Source organism: Arthrobacter sp. zg-Y1116 (assembly GCF_024385485.1).
In the GTDB taxonomy this organism is placed as follows: domain Bacteria; phylum Actinomycetota; class Actinomycetes; order Actinomycetales; family Micrococcaceae; genus Arthrobacter_B.
The window spans coordinates 314,744-332,101 of sequence record NZ_JANFLR010000004.1; the positions used below are offsets into that span (position 1 = coordinate 314,744).

Consider the following 17,358-nt stretch of genomic DNA (forward strand, 5'->3'; position numbering starts at 1 on the left):
GGTTGTGGAAAATAGTGCGGAGTAAGTGGTGCGGTCTAGGCGTCGGTGGAGATGACGGTCTTGGTGCCCGTAGGCATTTCCGGGGTGGCGTCGACGACGGCGGGGGCCGGCTTGGGCTTGTTGCCGCCGAAGTTGCGCATCAGCAGTCCGGTGATGGAGGGCTTGCCCTGGGTCTTGTTGTAGACGTCCAGTGCGACGGCGAGGAGCAGGACCAGGCCCTTGATCATGGAGGTCGTGTCCGCGCCCACGCCGAGCAGCTGCAGGCCGTTGTTCAGGACGGCCATGACCAGGCCGCCCACGATGGAACCGACCACGGTGCCGACGCCGCCGGACACGGCCGCTCCGCCGATGAAGACGGCGGCAATGGCGTCGAGTTCCCAGTTGGTGCCGTCAAACGGACCGGAGGCGGTGGAGCGGGCCACGAAGATCATGCCGGCCAGGGCGGCCAGGATCGACATGTTCATCATGACCATGAAGTTGACCTTCTTGCCCTGCACTCCGGAGAGCTCTGCTGCGTGCCGGTTGCCGCCCACCGCGTAGACGTGGCGGCCGAGGATGGTCTTGTTGGAGACGAAGCCGTAGAAGAGGACCAGGACGCCCAGGATGATGCCCGAGACCGGGAAGGACGTGCCGGGACGGCCCGTGGCGAAGAGGTACGTGGCGTAGAGGATGACGGCGCAGAGCAGGCCGATCTTGACCACCGGAACCCAGGCAGGCGGGTTGGCGGTGCCCAGCTTGGCGTTGCGGGAACGCTTGCGCATTTCGCCGTAGATCACTGCGGCGCAGAGGATCAGGCCCAGCAGCAGCGTCAGGTTGTTGTAGCCGGGGATCGGGCCGCCCTCGGGCAGGTAGCCTGCGCCGATGAACTGGAATTCGGAGGGGACCGGAACCGTGTTGGACTTGCCCACCCACTGGTTGGCTCCGCGGAAGATCAGCATGCCTGCCAGCGTCACGATGAACGCCGGGATTCCGACGTACGCCACCCACAGGCCCTGCCAGGCGCCGATTGCGGCGCCCACCAGCAGGCCCAGGAGTATGCCCGCGTACCAGGGCAGGCCCCAGTCCCGCATGGCCATTGCGACGACGATGCCCGAGAACGCGGCGACGGATCCCACAGAGAGGTCGATGTGGCCGGCGATGATCACGAAGACCATGCCCACGGCCAGGATCAGGATGTAGGAGTTGCCGTTGAACAGGTTGATCATGTTCGTGGGTGTCAGGGTCTTGCCTCCGGTGAGGACCTGGAACAGGCCGACCAGGATGGCCAAGGCGAAGATCATCCCGAATTGGCGGCCGTTGCCGCCCAGGAGTTGCTTGATGGCGTTCATGAAAGTGTTCCTTGAGTGGCGTAGTCGGCGGGCTTCCGGGCGGGGGAGGTCATGAGCCTCATGAGGTTCTCCTGGTTGGCCTCCGCCTTGGAGACCTCGCCGGTGATCGCCCCTTCGAAGATGGTGTAGATGCGGTCGGAGAGGCCCAGGAGCTCGGGGAGCTCAGAAGAGATCACGATGACTCCCTTGCCCTGGTTCGCGAGCTGCTGGATGATTCCGTAGATTTCGTACTTGGCGCCCACGTCGATGCCGCGGGTGGGTTCGTCCAGGATCAGCAGGTCCGGGTCGGTGAACATCCACTTGGCCAGGACAACCTTCTGCTGGTTGCCGCCGGAGAGCTTGGAAACGCCCTCATCGACAGTGGGTGCCTTGGTGCGCAGGCTCTTGCGGTATTCCTCCGCGTGGCGGAACTCGGCGTCGTTGTCGACAACCAGGCCCCGGGTGATCTTTTTGAGGTCTGCCGAAACCGTGGTGGCCTTGATGTCGTCCAGGAGGTTCAGGCCCAGGGTCTTGCGGTCTTCAGTGACGTAGGCCAGGCCATGGTTAATCGCGGAGTGCACCGTCTTGAGGGTGATCTCCTTGCCGTCCTTGATGATCTGGCCGGAGATGAAGTTGCCGTAGGAGCGGCCGAAAATGGAACGGGCCAGCTCGGTGCGTCCGGCGCCCATCAGTCCGGCGAATCCGACAATCTCGCCGCGTTTTACGTGGAAGTCCGCGCCCTTGCAGACCAGGCGGTCCGCGACGGAGGGGTGGCCCACGGTCCAACCGCGGACCTCGAAGAACGTTTCACCGATCGTCGGGGTGTGGTCCGGGAACCGGGACTCCAGCGAACGGCCCACCATGCCGCGGATGATGCGGTCTTCGTCCGCGCCTTCGGCGGCGACGTCGATCGTCTCGACCGAGCGGCCGTCGCGGATGATGGTGATGGAATCTGCAATCTGCTCAATTTCATTGAGCTTGTGCGAGATCATGATGCAGGAGATGCCCTTGTCCCGCAGGCCTGACATCAGGCCCAGCAGGTGCTGGGAATCGGTCTCATTGAGCGCTGCGGTGGGCTCGTCGAGGATCAGCAGCTGTACCCGCTTGTTCAGCGCCTTGGCGATCTCCACCAGCTGCTGCTTGCCCACGCCCAGATCCTTGATGGGCGTGGTGGGGTCTTCCTGGAGTCCGACCCGTTCCATGAGGTCCAGGGTGTCGAAGTTGACCTTGTCCCAGTCGATGACGCCGAACCGGGTGGGTTCATTGCCCAGGAAAATGTTCTCGGCAATGGAGAGTTCGGGAATCAGCGCCAGTTCCTGGTGGATGATGACAATTCCCGCGGCTTCGCTGGACCGGATATCGCGGAACTGGACGGGCTTGCCCTGGAAGACGATTTCTCCGGTGTACGTACCGTGGGGGTAGACGCCGGAGAGGACCTTCATCAGCGTGGATTTTCCTGCGCCGTTTTCTCCGCAGATGGCGTGGATTTCGCCGGCCCGGACGTTCAGGGCCACATCCGCGAGGGCCTTGACGCCGGGGAACTCCTTGGTGATGGAGTGCATTTCCAGAATGAATGGACTAGACGACATGCGTATTGTCCCTGCCGTGATGGCAGGGAGCGCACCGCGCGCCGACTGCCGGAGCTGCTTCTGCTCGCATGAGTGCCTCCGTGTGACCTCTTTGTCGTGATACGGCCCACAGAGTGGGCCGTAAGGAAGTTACCACGGTCACAGGCACTGCCGTCAAGTCTTGAACGCAACAGGAGCGGTTTCGGGTAGTTTGCGGGCCGCCGGGCAGGTACTACGCAGCCTTGGTTCCCTGCTCCTGGAGAACGAGTGCCGCTGCTCCCAGGGCTTCGGCACGGTCCCCGAGCGAGGACATAAGCACGGTGGAGGTTTCGCCGACGAGGGGAACGGCGTGCCGCAGCAGGCCGCGGCGGATCGGGTCCAGGAACGTGTCGCCGAGGTCGGTCAGCGAACCGCCGATGATGATGAGTTCCGGATTCAGGGTGTTCGCGAGGTTGGCGGCCGCGCGGCCGACCGCAACGCCGGCGTCGTCAATGACGCGCAGGGTGGCCGGATCCTTTCCGGCGGCCCGTGAAAGGATGTCCGCGGTGGTGACGGTGCCGTTGGAAGCGCGGCTCAGCAGCTCGATCATGATGGAGGTCGAGGCGATGGTTTCCAGGCAGCCGCGGTTGCCGCACCGGCAGATCAGCCCCTGGTCGAAGATGGTGGCGTGGCCGATTTCTCCGGTGATACCGACATTGCCGTAGTAGAGCGAACCGTTGATGACCAGCCCGGCGCCGATGCCGGAGGCAACCTTGATGAAGATCAGGTTTTCGCTGCAGCCGTGCGGCCCCCAGGTGACTTCCGCCAGCGCACCGAGGTTGGCGTCATTGTCGATGTAGACCGGGACACCCAGCCGGTCGGCGAGGTCTTCGCGCATGTTGATCCCCACCCACTCGGGGAGGATTGCACCCTGGACCACAGTGCCCGTGCGACGGTCGATGGGGCCGGGGATGCCGACGCCGGCACCCAGGACCGCGCTGCGGTCCACCCCCTGCCGGCGCAGCAGCCGGGCCAGCAGGGCCGCAGCGGCATCCATGCCCTCTGCTGCGGAGTGGCCCAGCGGAAGCTGGACGGACTCCTCCTGCAGGATCCGGTGGCCGAGCGAGGCCAGGATCACCCTGACGTGCCGGCGACCGATGTCGATGCCGGCAGCAACGGCTCCTGACTCGTTGAGCCGCACCGAAAGCGCCCTCCGCCCGGAGCTGGTGGTGGGTTCGGTGATGACGAGCTGACGCTCGCTCATATCGCCCACGATGTTGGAGACCGTGGCGCGGGACAACCCCGTCTGGCGCGAAAGTTCCGCCTGCGTCAACGGACCCGAGGCCAAAAGGGCCTGGATGATGCGCTGCCGGTTGCGTTCGCGCAGGGCGCTCTGCGAGCCCGGATTGGGTGGGGTGGTCCCCGGCGTGCGGGTGGTCCTCAACGGCGAGGATGGATCGGCTGGCATTAGTTTAGAGTGCTACATCACACTCTTGCAGTCAAGAAGTGAACACAAGCCTAGGGTTGCGCGGCTACGGCAGAGCGGTGGTCGGCAGCCGTCTGCCGGTAGTTTTCCGCGTTGGCCTTCACTCCCGCGAACTCCTCATCCGTGAGCGTGCGGCGGACCTTTGCCGGCATGCCGGCCACCAGCGAGCGGGGCGGGACCACCGTACCTTCAAGAACCAGTGCGCCGGCGGCCACGAGGGAACCGGCGCCGATCACGGCACCGTTCATAATCGTGGCGCTCATACCGATCAGGCAGTCATCCTCGACCGTGCAGCCGTGCACCACGGCATTGTGGCCGATGCTGACCCGCTCGCCCACCGACGTCGGGAAGCCCGGGTCCGCATGCAGGACCACGTTGTCCTGGAGGTTGGTTCCGGCGCCCACGCGGATGCTGTTGGAGTCACCGCGGATGCAGGCGCCGTAGAAGGCGCTGGAGTCCGCTGCCATGGTGACGTCGCCAATGAGCGAAGCTGTGGGAGCGAGGAAGGCGCTGGGATCGACGGCGGGGGTCTTGCCCCGGAATTCAATGATGTGTGCCATGCCACCCAGCGTAGCGCCGCCCGGAGGCCGGTTAGCGGAAGCCGGCACCCGCAGCAGGAACCGCCTAGTTGAAGACGATGGTCCGCCCGCCGTCCAGCAGGACCCGGTGCTGGGCATGCCACTGCACGGCCTTGGACAGTGCCCGCCCCTCTACGTCGCTGCCCAGGGCCGCCAGCTGGGCAGCCGAACGGGCGTGGTCCACCCGCATGACTTCCTGTTCGATGATGGGACCCTCATCCAGGTCCGAAGTTACGTAATGCGCCGTGGCACCGATCAGCTTCACTCCCCGGGCATGCGCCTGGTGGTAGGGCCTCGCTCCCTTGAAGGAGGGCAGGAAGGAGTGATGGATGTTGATGGCACGCCCGGACAGGTCACGGCAGAGGTCGTTGCTCAGGATCTGCATGTAGCGGGCGAGGACCACCAGCTCAATGTCCAGTTCGGCCATCAGGGCGCGCAGCCGGTCCTCCGCCTGGCCCTTCGTGTCCGGAGTGACGGGGACATAGTGGAACGGCACGCCGTAGAAGTCGGCGAGGGATTCCAGCTCGCGGTGGTTGGAGACAATGGCCGGGATATCGATCGGCAGGGTCCCCGCACGCTGCTGGAACAGCAGGTCGTTGAGGCAGTGGCCGGACTTGGACGCCATGATCAGGGTGCGGGTCCGGCGGCCGGCGCGGTGCAGTTCCCAGGACATGGCAAATGCAGACGCCGTTGCAGCGAGTTCCGCATGGACCTGCTCGTAGGAGCGCGGGGAAGTGAAGTCCACGCGCATAAAGAAGGAGCCGGTTTCCCGACTGCCGAACTGCGCGGACTCGGTGATGTTGCCTTCGGCCGCCACCAGGGAAGCACTGACGGCATGGACAATGCCGGGACGGTCGGGGCAGGACAACGTCAGGGTAAAGGCGTTGGCGGCGGAGGCGTCGGGAAGAGAGCTCATGTCTGTCACCCTTGCTAGGTTACCGGTTTCCGTGCCCTGGCCTAGGGTGGGCACATGGATGTGATGTTCCTTCCGTTTTCCGACAAGGACGAGGGAGAGCTCGTACGTTTCCTCACTACCAACAGCTTTCCCTACCACCGGATCAAGGCGCCTTCCGAGGGGCTGGTGCGGCGCCTCCTGATCGAGGGACGGTTCGACGGCGACGGCGTGAGTACCTTCTGGGTGTTCGGCGACAACCACCGCATGGGCCTGGTCATCTTGGAGGAGCTGGGAACGACTACACCGGTGCTGGACCTGCGCCTGGTGGAGAAGTTCCGCGGCCGGGGCAACGGCGTACCGGTGTTGAAAGCCCTGACCGGCAAGGTGTTCGACGACTATCCCGAAGCGCACCGCTTCGCGGGCCATACGAGCGAGGACAACATCGCCATGCGCAAGACCCTGCTGCGTTCAGGTTTCGTGAAGGAAGCGCATTACCGGGAGGACTGGCCGCTGGAAGACGGGCGCAGGGTTGCCACGGTGGTTTACGCCATCCTGCGCCGTGACTGGGAACAGGGCACGGTAACTTCCATCAACTGGGAAGAGCTGCTTTCGTAGCCGGCTGGCGCAGGGCGGCAAGCGCGGCTGCCCGGCCGGCGCGGGTAGCCCCCAGCGTGGAGGAGGACTCACCGTAGCCCACCAGCAGCAGGCGGGGCTCGCGCACCACGCGGACCCCGTCCATCCGGATCCCGCCGCCGGGTTCGCGCAGGTGCAGCGGCGCCAGATGCTCCAGGGCGGCACGAAAGCCGGTGGCCCAGAGGACAGTGTCCACGGCCTCGGCGGACCCGTCTGCGAAAACAACTCCGGAGGTGGTCAGGCGGCCGATCTGTCCGCGCGACACGAGCACCCCGTCCTCAATGCCCCGCCGGTATTCATCCGTCAGCGGCAGGCCCGTAGCGGAAACGACGCTCAGCGGCGGCAGGCCGGCACGGGTCCTGGCGCTGACTTTCGCTTCCACGGCCCGCCCCCACTCGGAGTCGAACGGGCGGAGGGTGAATTCCGGCGGCCGGCGGGTGGACCAGACGGTTTCCACACCGGCACGCTGCAGCTGCAGCAGGAACTGCACGGCGGAGGTGCCGCCGCCGACCACAAGGACCCGCTGCCCGGCAAAGTCAGCCACGCTGCGAAAGTCCCGGGTATGCAGCTGCCGCCCGCGGAAGGACTCCCGCCCGGGGTAATAGGGCCAATACGGCCGGTCCCACGTGCCCGTGGCGTTGATGACCGTGCGGGCCTGCCACTCGCGGCCATCCACGGCACGGACCGTGAGCCTGCCGCCGTCACCCTCCGCCACCGCCGCCACGGAGACCGGCCGGACGACGTCGAGCCCGAACTCCTGCTCATAGCGTCCGTAGTACCTGGTGACGACGGCGGAAGCGGGTTCGGCGGGATCGGGCGAGCCCAGCGGCATCCCCGGGAGATCATGCAGGGCGTGCGCCGTACCGAAGGTCAGCGAATCCCATCGGTGGCGCCAGGCTCCGCCCGGCCCGGGGTTCGCGTCCAGCACGGTGAAGCCGGCGCCGGGCTCCAGGCCGCGGCGGCGCAGGTGATAAGCGGCGCTGAGCCCGGCCTGGCCGGCTCCGATCACGAGTATGTCCGTTTCCACCTGTGCACTCCTTCGTTCCTGAGAACGGTAACGGTCCGGGCATTGCGGCTATTCCGCCGAAGCCCTGCAGACGGGGGACAGGTGAGGCTAGGATGGAGAGCGTCGCGACTGGCGTTAGGTGGATTACCACCAGGAAGCGGCACGGCACCCCTGCGGGGGTGTCCTAACGACCACGGATCGCACGCCTGGGCCGCGGGTCACGCGCGAAACTGTTGTGCCATGCCCGGCCTATGCCCCGACAGGTAGCCTGACCTATAGAGAACCCCTTCCCAGGAGATCCCACGTGAGAGTATCCACCCAGTCCGTCACCAACGCGCCGCTTATCGATGTTGATCCCGAAATAGCAGCGGTCCTGAATGATGAATTGTCCCGCCAGCGCAGCACCCTCGAGATGATCGCCTCCGAGAACTTCGCCCCGCGCGCCGTCTTGGAAACCTCCGGCTCCGTCCTCACCAACAAGTACGCCGAGGGCTACCCCGGGCGCCGCTACTACGGCGGCTGCGAACATGTGGACGTGGCCGAGAACCTAGCCATCGAGCGGGTGAAGGCCCTGTTCGGTGCGGAGTTCGCCAACGTCCAGCCGCACTCCGGCGCGCAGGCCAATGCTGCCGCGCTCGCGGCCCTGATGGCACCGGGCGAGAAACTGATGGGGCTGAACCTGGCCCACGGCGGGCACCTTACCCACGGCATGAAACTGAACTTCTCCGGCAAGCTGTACGACGTCGCGGCCTACGGGGTGGACGAGCAGACCTACCGGGTGGACATGGAGCGGGTCCGTGAACAGGCGCTGGCGGAACGCCCGCAGGTTATTGTCGCCGGCTGGTCCGCCTACCCGCGGCAGTTGGACTTCGAGGCCTTCCGCTCCATTGCCGATGAAGTTGGTGCCTATCTCTGGACCGACATGGCACATTTTGCCGGGCTGGTGGCCGCGGGACTGCACCCCAACCCGGTGCCGGTGTCGGACGTCGTCACCTCCACCGTGCACAAGACCCTTGCCGGGCCGCGCTCGGGAATGATCCTGGCGAAAAAGGAATACGCGAAGAGGCTGAACTCCGCCGTTTTCCCCGGCCAGCAGGGCGGCCCGCTGATGCACGTGATCGCCGCGAAGGCCGTGGCCTTTAAGATCGCCGGCACCGAGGAGTTCCGGGAACGGCAGGAACGCGTGCTCGAGGGTGCGCGGATCATTGCCGACCGCCTGAACGCAGCGGATGTAGCCGAACACGGCGTTTCAGTGCTCACCGGCGGCACGGACGTCCACCTGATCCTGGTGGACCTGCGGCACTCCGCCCTGGACGGAAAGCAGGCCGAAGACCTGCTTGATTCCGTGGGCATCACGGTGAACCGTAACTCCGTACCCTTCGACCCGCGGCCGCCGATGGTCACGTCCGGCCTGCGGATCGGCACCCCGGCGCTCGCAACCCGCGGCTTCGGCGCCCCGGAATTCACCGAGGTTGCCGAGATCATTGCCGCCGCACTGAAACCCGCTCCCGACGTCGAGGTCCTGCGGGGCCGCGTACGGGCGCTGGCAGACAATTTCCCGCTTTACCCCGGACAGGAGGAATGGTAACCGTGGAGAAAGGAACCAATATGGAGGGCGCCGTGACCGGCGAGGACGCCAGCGTGAACCTCGGCTGGGACGTCAAGGAAAAGACCGATTTCGGCACTCCGGTTGCGGCGAAGATCCTCGACGGCCGTGCCGCCGCCCGGGAGATCAAGGAGGACCTGACCGAACGGGTGCGCGTGCTGAAGGAAGAGCACGGCGTCACTCCGGGGTTGGGGACGGTGCTGGTGGGCGATGACCCCGCCAGCCACTCCTACGTGGGCGGCAAGCATAAGGACTGCAAACAGGTGGGGATTAACTCCATCCGCCGGGACCTACCGGGCGACATCAGCCAGGCAGACCTGGAAAAGGTCATTGACGAGCTGAACGAGGACCCGGCCACCACCGGGTACATTGTGCAGCTGCCGCTGCCGGCGCACATCGATGCCAATGCCATCCTGGAGCGGATCGCCCCGGAGAAGGATGCGGACGGGCTGCACCCGGTCAACCTGGGCCGCCTGGTGCTCAACGTCAGCGAACCGATGACGTCGCCGCTGCCCTGCACGCCGCACGGGATCGTGCAGCTGCTGGTCCGCAACGGGATTTCGCTGAACGGCAAGAAGGTCCTCGTGGTCGGACGCGGCGTCACCGTCGGGCGGCCGCTCGGCCTGCTGTTGACCCGCCGTCCGATCAACGCCACGGTCACGCTGGCGCACACCGGGACCGCGGACCTGTTCGAGCACCTGCAGGCAGCCGACGTGGTGGTCGCCGCGGCCGGCTTCCCGGAAATGATCCGGGCCGAGGAGCTCAAGCCCGGCGCGATCGTGCTGGACGTCGGCGTCACCCGGGTCACCGATCCGGAAACCGGGGAAACAACGCTGACCGGCGACGTCGAACCGGCAGCGGCCGACGTCGCCTCCTGGATCTCGCCCAACCCCGGCGGCGTGGGCCCGATGACCCGCGCAATGCTGCTGGCGAACGTGGTGGAAGCCGCCGAACGGCAGGCCGGAATCCTGGTCTAGGACCAAATCGGAGCAGTTGACGGGGCCGGTGCGCAGCGACATGCACCGGCCCCGTCCTGCGTCCACTATGCTGTCTCAAGTGTCGCAGATCACATCAAGCAAAACCGTCCCCGAAACCCGCTCCGACTTTGTCATTTCCGCACGGAACCTGACCAAGTCCTACGGTGATTTCACCGCCGTCAACGGCATCTCCTTTGACGTTCCGCCGGGGGAGTCCTTCGGGCTCCTCGGGCCCAACGGCGCGGGGAAATCCACCACCATGAAGATGATCGGCGGCGTCTCCCAGCGCACCGCCGGAGACCTGAGCATTATGGGCCTGGATCCGAACCGGTACGGCCCCGAAGTCCGCGCCCACCTGGGCGTTGTGCCCCAGCAGGACAACCTGGACGAGGACCTGCGTGTGCGGGACAACCTCATAGCCTACGGCCGCTACTTCGGCCTGCCCAAGAGCTACCTGCAGCCCAAGGCAGACGAACTGCTGGAATTCGCGCAGCTCACGGACAAGGCGAAGTCCCGCGTGGAGTCCCTCTCCGGGGGAATGAAGCGGCGCCTGACCATTGCCCGGTCCCTGATCAACGACCCGAAGATCCTGCTGTTGGACGAACCGACCACCGGACTGGATCCGCAGGCCCGGCACATCCTCTGGGACCGGTTGTTCCGGCTCAAGGAAGCCGGCGTCACGCTGATCCTCACCACCCACTACATGGACGAGGCGGAGCAGCTGTGCGACCGGCTGATCGTGGTGGACAAGGGGGCCATCATGGCCGAGGGTTCCCCGGCCGCCCTGATCCGCGAGTACTCCACCCGCGAGGTGGTGGAGCTGCGGTTCGGATCCGAGCGGAACACCACTGTGGCCGGCGAGCTTGAGGGAATCGGCGAGCGGCTGGAGACCCTCCCGGACCGGGTACTGATCTACGCAGACGACGGCGAAGCCGCGCTGGATGCCGTCACGAGCCGGGGGCTGCGGCCCATCACGTCGCTGGTGCGCCGCTCCTCGCTGGAAGACGTGTTCCTCCGCCTCACGGGTAGGAGCCTCGTTGAGTAAGCCCGAAGCCGCCGACCCCGGCGTCCAGCGCCATGAGGTGCTCGGGCTGCGGTCGCCGCTGACCCCACGCCAAACCGCCGCCAGGGCGCGGCGCTTCGGCTCCTTCTACTACGCAGACATGTGGGTCCGGCGGATGCGGGGCTATCAGGGGACCGTGCTGATGACCGCCATTGGCACGCCGCTGGTCTACCTGCTGGGCATGGGCACGGGCCTGGCCGTGCTGATCGACGGGAACTCGAATGCGGGTTTCCCGGGCGCCAACGGCTCGACGGTGTCCTACCTGATGTTCCTGGGACCGGCCCTCGTGGCAACCGCCGCCCTGATGGTCTCCAGCGAGGAAAACACCTACACCGTCATGGGCGGGTTCAAATGGCACCGCACCTACTACGGACCCAATGCCTCCCCGCTCTCCAGCGGGCAGATTGCCGTCGGACATGTCCTGGGACTGACCGTCCGCATCCTGCTGACCACAGGCATCTACTACCTGTTCCTGGTGCTCTTCGGTGCGGTTGCGCAGCCCGCAACCGGCTGGCTGATGATCTTCACCGCACTGCTGGCCGGACTGGCCTTCGGGATGCCGCTGATGGCCTTCAGCGCCACCCTGAAAGAGGACAAGGGGCAGTTCGCCTTGGTCCAGCGGTTCATCGTGATGCCGTTGTTCCTGTTCTCCGGCACCTTCTTTCCGCTGGAGTCGCTGCCGCTGGCCGTCCGCTGGATCGGCTGGATCTCACCGCTCTGGCATTCCACTGAACTGGGCCGGGTGCTCAGCTACGGGCACCCGGAACCGGCAGCCATGACCGCCGTCCACGTGGTGTACCTGCTGGTCCTAACCCTCGGCGGGCTGCAGCTGGCCCGGCGGAACTTCACGAGGAGGCTCGACGGATGAGCATCGAAAACCGCACGGCGCCCACGATGCTTGTACCGCAGGACCGGTTCCTCGGCTCGCTGTACGGGCGGAACATCCGTGCCGTGATTGCCCGCGGGCTGAAGGCCACGTGGGGCACCAACTGGAGCATCATGGTCAGCGGGTTCGTCGAACCGGTGCTGTACCTGGTGGCCATGGGCATTGGCCTGGGTGCCCTGGTGGGGGCGGTCACCGGCCCGGGCGGGCAGGAAATGGAGTATGCCAACTTCATTGCACCGGCGCTGCTGGCAGTCTCCGCGATGAACGGCGCGGTGTATGACTCCACCATGAACGTGTTCTTCAAGCTCAACTACGCCCGCCTCTATGAGGGCATGCTCTCGACGCCGCTGGGTCCGCTGGACGTCGCGATGGGGGAGATCTTCCTGGCCCTGCTCCGCGGTGCCCTCTACGCCACGGGCTTTACCGCCGTGATGGGCGCCATGGGACTGATCACCTCGCCCTGGGCGCTGCTGATGATTCCGGCAGCCGTGGTGATCGCGTTCGGCTTCGCCTCCTTCGGGATGGCCGTGACCAGTTACATGAAGACGTTCCAGCAAATGGACTGGATCCAAATGCTCATGCTGCCCATGTTCCTGCTCTCTGCCACCTTCTACCCGCTGAGCGTCTACCCCGAGGCGGTGCAGTCCGTGATCCAGGCGCTGCCGCTCTGGCACGGCGTGGAACTGCTCCGGCAGATCAGCGTCGGCATCTTCAGCTGGGGGACGGCAGGGCACTTGCTCTACTTCGTGGTGATGATTGTGCTGGGCCTGACCCTTACCACTCATAGGCTCCGGGCGCTGTTCCTGAAATAACTGCCGGTCAGCCGGCCAGCTGCTCATACTTGCGGGCGAAGATTCCGGCCAGGCGGTCGTTGAACAGCACGAACTCCGCGCGCTTCAACGTCCCCGGGGTGTGGTCCAGGAGCTCCTGCAGCCCGATCCCGGCCACGGTCTCCGGGTCCCAGCCGTAAATGCCGGCGCTGACGGCGGGAAAGGAAATGCTCTCGGCGCCCAGGTCCTCGGCCGCGGCCAGGGCAGTGCGGAAACATGACCTCAGCAGCTCCGGGTCCGTTTCCCCTGCCCCGGCGTTGGGTCCCACGGTGTGCACCACCCACCGGGCCGGCAGGTTGAACGCCTCGGTAGCGACGGACCGGCCGGTGGGCAGTCCCTGCGGCAGTGATGTTTTCCGCAGCTCCCGGCAGGCTGCCAGGAGCTGCGGGCCTGCCGCGCGATGGATGGCGCCGTCCACCCCGCCGCCGCCCAGCAGCGATGAGTTGGCGGCATTGACGACGACGTCGGTATCCCGGGTGGTGATGTCACCGGTGGCGATCGTGATCTGCATCGAGCCAGTCTGCCACTGCAGCTGCCCCGTTTTCCACCGCCGGGGGGAGGCAGGCACCAGCGCAGAGCGAACGCGGCACCGGGCACCTGTCCGAGTTTGAGAGAATAAAACCATGCAGTCGATCCGAAACGGCCAGATGCCGTCGTCCTCGTCCTCGCCCGGCCGCGGCATTAGCCGCAAGATGGGCTCTACGGGCATCGTCGTGATGCTCATTGTCTTCCTGGTGGCAGTGGTTTTCGCCGCCAACCAGAATGACGTCATCGGTTGGATAGTGGTTATTGTGTCCCTCGGCTGGCTGTTCCTCGCTACGTTCGTTGTGTTCTCCGTTCGGAGTGCCACGCGCAAGGCCACCGCAAAGCTCGCCGAAGCCACTGCCGGCCTTGCTCCCCGGGGCGGCGTCCAGATTGTCGACGAAAGCACTACTGTGCGCGACCAGAAACTGGACCACAGCTTCAAGATCATCCAGGTCCAGGCGAATGTCATTGCCCAAAACCTGGACACTGACCGCGAAATGGTGGACCGCGCGCTGGAGACCATCGAGATCACGGCGCACAACGGCCGTGGCATGATCAAGAAGGACGACGGCGGGTCCGTCGAAGGCACCATAGTCGACTAGTTCCCGCCTGCCGCTTCCGGAAGCGCCGCATCGACGCGGCGTGCCGGGGACGGCCGTTTCGGGATGAACAGCTACTGAGGAGTATGGTTATTCGCGTGAGTTCGGCATCAACAGGGACGGCATCAACAGGGACGGCATCAACAGGGACTGTGGACAGTTCCGGGGAAACGCTGCGCATTGCGTCCGTGAACGTCAACGGCATCCGCGCCGCCTACAAGCGGGGCATGGCCGATTGGCTGGCAGGACGCGATGTGGACATCCTGTGCCTGCAGGAGGTGCGCGCCCCCGACGCGATCCTGAAGGACCTGCTCGGTGATACCTGGCACGTCCAGCACGCCGAATGCCTCGATGCAAAGGGCCGTGCCGGTGTTGCCATCGCCTCCCGCACGGAGCCCGTGGCCGTCCGGGAACACATTGGCGACGAGTACTTCGCACGTTCGGGCCGCTGGGTGGAGGCGGACTTCAAGGTTGCCGTCGCGGGAGAAGAGAAGATCCTCACCGTCGTCAGCGCCTACGTCCATTCCGGCGAGGTGGATACGCCCAAGCAGGTGGACAAGTACCGCTTCCTCGACACGATGGCCGCCCGGCTTCCGGCCCTGGCACAGACGAGCGACTTCGTGCTGGTGGTGGGGGACCTGAATGTGGGACACACGCCCCTGGACATCAAGAACTGGAAGGGCAACGTCAAGCGCGCAGGTTTCCTGCCCGAGGAACGTGCCTACTTTGACCGCTTCTTCGGCGAAGAGATCGGTTACACCGACGTCCACCGGTCCCTGGCCGGCGAGGTCAACGGACCCTACACCTGGTGGAGCTGGCGCGGACAGGCGTTCGACAATGACTCCGGTTGGCGGATCGATTACCACATGGCCACGCCGGAGCTGGCGGCACGCGCCGTCACCGCCGTCGTCGACCGTGCCCCCACGTACGACTCGCGCTTCTCAGACCACGCTCCAGTAGTGATCGACTACCAGTTCTAAGGGTTTCCTCCATGACATCTGAGTCTTCCAGCAGCCGCCGGCGCATCCTCTCGGGCATGCAGCCGTCCGCGGATTCCCTGCATCTGGGCAACTACCTCGGCGCCTTGGTGAACTGGGTACGGCTCCAGGACGAATACGACGCCTACTTCTTCATCCCGGATCTGCACGCCATCACGGTGCCCCAGGATCCCGCGGACCTGCGCAAGCGCACCCGCGTCACCGCTGCCCAGTACATCGCGGGCGGCGTCGACGTCGACAAGGCCACTCTGTTCGTCCAGTCCCAGGTGCCCGAACACGCCCAGCTGGCCTGGGTGCTGAACTGCCTCACCGGATTCGGCGAGGCCTCCCGCATGACGCAGTTCAAGGACAAGCAGCAGCGCTTCGGCTCGGATTCGGCCAGCGTCGGACTGTTCACCTACCCGATCCTGCAGGTGGCCGACATCCTGCTCTACCAGCCGCACGGCGTGCCCGTGGGCGAAGACCAGCGGCAGCACGTGGAGCTGAGCCGGGACCTCGCCAAGCGGTTCAATACCCGGTTCGGCGAGACCTTCGTGGTGCCCGAGGTCTTTATCCAAAAAGAAGCAGCCAAGATCTACGACCTGCAGAACCCTTCGGCGAAGATGTCCAAGTCCGCCGCATCGCCGGCAGGCCTGATCAACCTCCTCGATGAGGACAAGGTCATAGCCAAGCGGATCAAATCGGCCGTGACCGACGACGGCAGCGAGATCCGCTTCGACCGGGACGCCAAGCCCGGGGTTTCGAACCTGCTGTCCATCTACTCCCTGATCAGCGGACGCAGCGTCGAAACACTGGAGAAGGAGTACGAGGGGAAGATGTACGGACACCTGAAGGTGGACCTCGCGGAGGTCGTCACCGAACACATCCGGCCCATCCGTGAACGTGCACTGCACCTGCTGGACGATCCGGCCGAGCTGGACCGCCTGCTCGCAGTGGGTGCCGCCAAGGCGCGGGAATCGGCTTCGGTGACCCTCGCGGACGTGTACAACAAGGTCGGCTTCCTGCCGCTGGGCAGCGTTACCGCGTAATCCCATGAGAATCTCCGAATCCTACGACCAGGCCATGGCAGCCGGCAGCATGAACGGCAGCCACGCTCCTCAATGCGATGCGCGCTGCGTGGGGATCGTGATTGCGGTTCCGGAGCCGATGGCGAGCGAGCTGAAGGCGGCACGGGCATCCTTCGGGGATCCCATGGCGGCACTGATCCCTGCCCACATCACCTTGGTCACGACCACGGAAACGGATGACTGGGAAGCGACGTTGCGGCATGTGCGCAAGGTCGCCGCGGCGCAGGAACCGTTCCGGGTGACGCTGGAGGGGACCGCCACCTTCCGGCCGGTTTCGCCGGTGGTCTTCCTGAACGTCGAGGAGGGCTTTGACGAGTGCACGGCGCTGCATAAGGAGCTCCAGAGCGGCCCGCTGGCCCGGGACCTGGCCTTCCCGTTCCACCCGCACGTTACGGTGGCGCACGATGTCAGCGAGCAGAGCATGGACGAGGCCGTCCGCCGGCTGGACCGCTATTCCGCAGGCTTTACGGTGGATTGCGTGGGCCTTTACGAGCACGATGCCACCGGCCTGTGGAAGCTGCAGGAGCACGTCCGGCTCGGATCCGGGAAACAGCCGGACTAGGACTCCCTGCCCAGATCAAGATAGGTGCCGGCCCACGCGGCGATGATTGCCGCTGCACGCGCTGTCTGGGCCCGGTCCACCATCAGATGGTCGCTGCCTTCCAGCGAAATGAAATTCCGGGGATGCCGTGCCGTCCGGAAGATCTCGCTCGCGTTGTCGATGCCCACGGTGTTGTCGGTGGGGGAGTGCATCACCAGCAGGGGCAGGTGCAGCTCCTTGATGCTGTCCGTGAGGTCATGACCGCGCAGGTCCTCAATCAGGTGGCGGCGGATTTCCAGTTCCCCGCCGCCCAGATCCACGGCTGCCGAACCCTCTTCGTGGATCCGGTCCAGCTCCGATTCAAAGAGGTGGACCACATGTGAGGGACGGAAGGGCGCGGCAATGGTGACGACGGCGTCCAGTCCGGGAACCCGTGAAGCGGCCGCCAGGACGGCCGCGCCGCCGAGCGAATGTCCGACCAGCAGGGAGACCGGGCGGCCGGTATCCGCCATGAAGCCGCAGGCACTGAGCACATCTGCCACCTTGGTACTGAAGCTGCCGTCTTCCCACCTGCCGGTGGAGCTGCCCAGCCCCGCGGCGTCGTAGCGGAGCACCCCGATGCCGTGGCCGGCCAGGGCCTTGGAAATCCGGGAGGCCGCGGCGCTGTTCTTTCCCAGCGTGAAGCCGTGGCAAAAGACCGCCCAGGCGCGGGCACCGCCGTCGGGGACATCGAGGGTTCCGGAGAGCGTGGTCCCGTTGACGCCGGGAAAGGACACAGATTCAAACGAAGGCATGGAGCAACTCTATCGAGTAC

The 17,358-nt window shown here is 65.6% G+C and carries 18 protein-coding genes; 10 read left to right on the forward strand and 8 right to left on the reverse strand.

The annotated features are described in order from the left end of the window. Positions 1-35: 35 nt before the first annotated feature. The 5 genes from mmsB to purU form a co-directional block, all read right to left on the reverse strand. On the reverse strand, positions 36-1,328 hold the full coding sequence (gene mmsB / locus NNX34_RS12915; RefSeq protein ID WP_255766927.1) for a multiple monosaccharide ABC transporter permease: 1,293 nt from the start codon (positions 1,326-1,328) through the stop codon (positions 36-38). Next, the gene (mmsA, locus tag NNX34_RS12920; RefSeq protein ID WP_255766928.1) at positions 1,325-2,896 is read right to left on the reverse strand and encodes a multiple monosaccharide ABC transporter ATP-binding protein; all 1,572 of its coding nucleotides are present in this window, start codon (positions 2,894-2,896) and stop codon (positions 1,325-1,327) included. The genes mmsB and mmsA overlap by 4 nt, the downstream gene beginning before the upstream one ends. A gap of 211 nt (positions 2,897-3,107) precedes the next feature. Continuing rightward, positions 3,108-4,322, reverse strand: a complete 1,215-nt coding sequence (locus NNX34_RS12925) for an ROK family transcriptional regulator (protein ID WP_255766929.1) — start codon at positions 4,320-4,322, stop codon at positions 3,108-3,110. Positions 4,323-4,372: 50 nt separating this feature from the next. Beyond that, on the reverse strand, positions 4,373-4,900 hold the full coding sequence (locus NNX34_RS12930; RefSeq protein WP_255766930.1) for a gamma carbonic anhydrase family protein: 528 nt from the start codon (positions 4,898-4,900) through the stop codon (positions 4,373-4,375). Positions 4,901-4,964: 64 nt separating this feature from the next. Further along, on the reverse strand, positions 4,965-5,834 hold the full coding sequence (purU, locus tag NNX34_RS12935) for a formyltetrahydrofolate deformylase (protein ID WP_255766931.1): 870 nt from the start codon (positions 5,832-5,834) through the stop codon (positions 4,965-4,967). Positions 5,835-5,888: 54 nt separating this feature from the next. Between purU and NNX34_RS12940 the strand changes: the two genes are divergently transcribed. Next, positions 5,889-6,428: a GNAT family N-acetyltransferase gene (locus NNX34_RS12940; RefSeq protein ID WP_255766932.1), complete on the forward strand. Its 540-nt coding sequence runs from the start codon at positions 5,889-5,891 to the stop codon at positions 6,426-6,428. Here NNX34_RS12940 and NNX34_RS12945 read toward each other — a convergent pair. Then, positions 6,403-7,473, reverse strand: a complete 1,071-nt coding sequence (locus NNX34_RS12945; protein WP_255766933.1) for an FAD-dependent oxidoreductase — start codon at positions 7,471-7,473, stop codon at positions 6,403-6,405. The two genes, NNX34_RS12940 and NNX34_RS12945, sit on opposite strands and share 26 nt — an antisense overlap. 283 nt (positions 7,474-7,756) lie before the next feature. Here NNX34_RS12945 and glyA point away from each other — a divergent pair, with 283 nt between their 5' ends. The 5 genes from glyA (at position 7,757) to NNX34_RS12970 (ending at position 12,796) form a co-directional block, all read left to right on the forward strand. Beyond that, complete coding sequence (gene glyA / locus NNX34_RS12950; RefSeq protein ID WP_255766934.1) at positions 7,757-9,040, forward strand: serine hydroxymethyltransferase; 1,284 nt, start codon at positions 7,757-7,759, stop codon at positions 9,038-9,040. Between the two features lie 2 nt (positions 9,041-9,042). Beyond that, positions 9,043-10,035, forward strand: a complete 993-nt coding sequence (locus NNX34_RS12955; RefSeq protein WP_255766935.1) for a bifunctional methylenetetrahydrofolate dehydrogenase/methenyltetrahydrofolate cyclohydrolase — start codon at positions 9,043-9,045, stop codon at positions 10,033-10,035. Positions 10,036-10,102: 67 nt separating this feature from the next. Beyond that, the gene (locus NNX34_RS12960) at positions 10,103-11,080 is read left to right on the forward strand and encodes an ABC transporter ATP-binding protein (RefSeq protein ID WP_255766936.1); all 978 of its coding nucleotides are present in this window, start codon (positions 10,103-10,105) and stop codon (positions 11,078-11,080) included. Further along, entirely contained in the window at positions 11,073-11,966 is an 894-nt protein-coding gene (locus NNX34_RS12965; RefSeq protein WP_255766937.1) for an ABC transporter permease, read from the forward strand. Before NNX34_RS12960 ends, NNX34_RS12965 begins: the two co-directional genes overlap by 8 nt. Continuing rightward, positions 11,963-12,796, forward strand: coding sequence for an ABC transporter permease (locus NNX34_RS12970; protein ID WP_255766938.1), 834 nt, complete (start codon positions 11,963-11,965; stop codon positions 12,794-12,796). The genes NNX34_RS12965 and NNX34_RS12970 overlap by 4 nt, the downstream gene beginning before the upstream one ends. Before the next feature lie 7 nt (positions 12,797-12,803). On the opposite strand, the gene NNX34_RS12975 is transcribed toward NNX34_RS12970, so the two are convergent. After that, positions 12,804-13,325: an O-acetyl-ADP-ribose deacetylase gene (locus NNX34_RS12975; RefSeq protein ID WP_255766939.1), complete on the reverse strand. Its 522-nt coding sequence runs from the start codon at positions 13,323-13,325 to the stop codon at positions 12,804-12,806. Positions 13,326-13,437: 112 nt separating this feature from the next. On the opposite strand from NNX34_RS12975, the gene NNX34_RS12980 reads away from it, so the two are divergent. The 4 genes from NNX34_RS12980 to NNX34_RS12995 all read left to right on the forward strand — a co-directional run bounded on the left by NNX34_RS12980 (position 13,438) and on the right by NNX34_RS12995 (position 16,565). Further along, complete coding sequence (locus NNX34_RS12980; protein WP_255766940.1) at positions 13,438-13,941, forward strand: hypothetical protein; 504 nt, start codon at positions 13,438-13,440, stop codon at positions 13,939-13,941. Positions 13,942-14,024: 83 nt separating this feature from the next. Beyond that, positions 14,025-14,918: an exodeoxyribonuclease III gene (locus NNX34_RS12985; RefSeq protein WP_304659958.1), complete on the forward strand. Its 894-nt coding sequence runs from the start codon at positions 14,025-14,027 to the stop codon at positions 14,916-14,918. An 11-nt stretch (positions 14,919-14,929) separates the two neighbouring features. Next, complete coding sequence (trpS, locus tag NNX34_RS12990) at positions 14,930-15,964, forward strand: tryptophan--tRNA ligase (protein ID WP_255766942.1); 1,035 nt, start codon at positions 14,930-14,932, stop codon at positions 15,962-15,964. Between the two features lie 4 nt (positions 15,965-15,968). Continuing rightward, complete coding sequence (locus tag NNX34_RS12995; RefSeq protein WP_370647058.1) at positions 15,969-16,565, forward strand: 2'-5' RNA ligase family protein; 597 nt, start codon at positions 15,969-15,971, stop codon at positions 16,563-16,565. Here NNX34_RS12995 and NNX34_RS13000 read toward each other — a convergent pair. Then, positions 16,562-17,338: a S9 family peptidase gene (locus NNX34_RS13000; protein ID WP_255766943.1), complete on the reverse strand. Its 777-nt coding sequence runs from the start codon at positions 17,336-17,338 to the stop codon at positions 16,562-16,564. The two genes, NNX34_RS12995 and NNX34_RS13000, sit on opposite strands and share 4 nt — an antisense overlap. Positions 17,339-17,358: the final 20 nt, after the last annotated feature.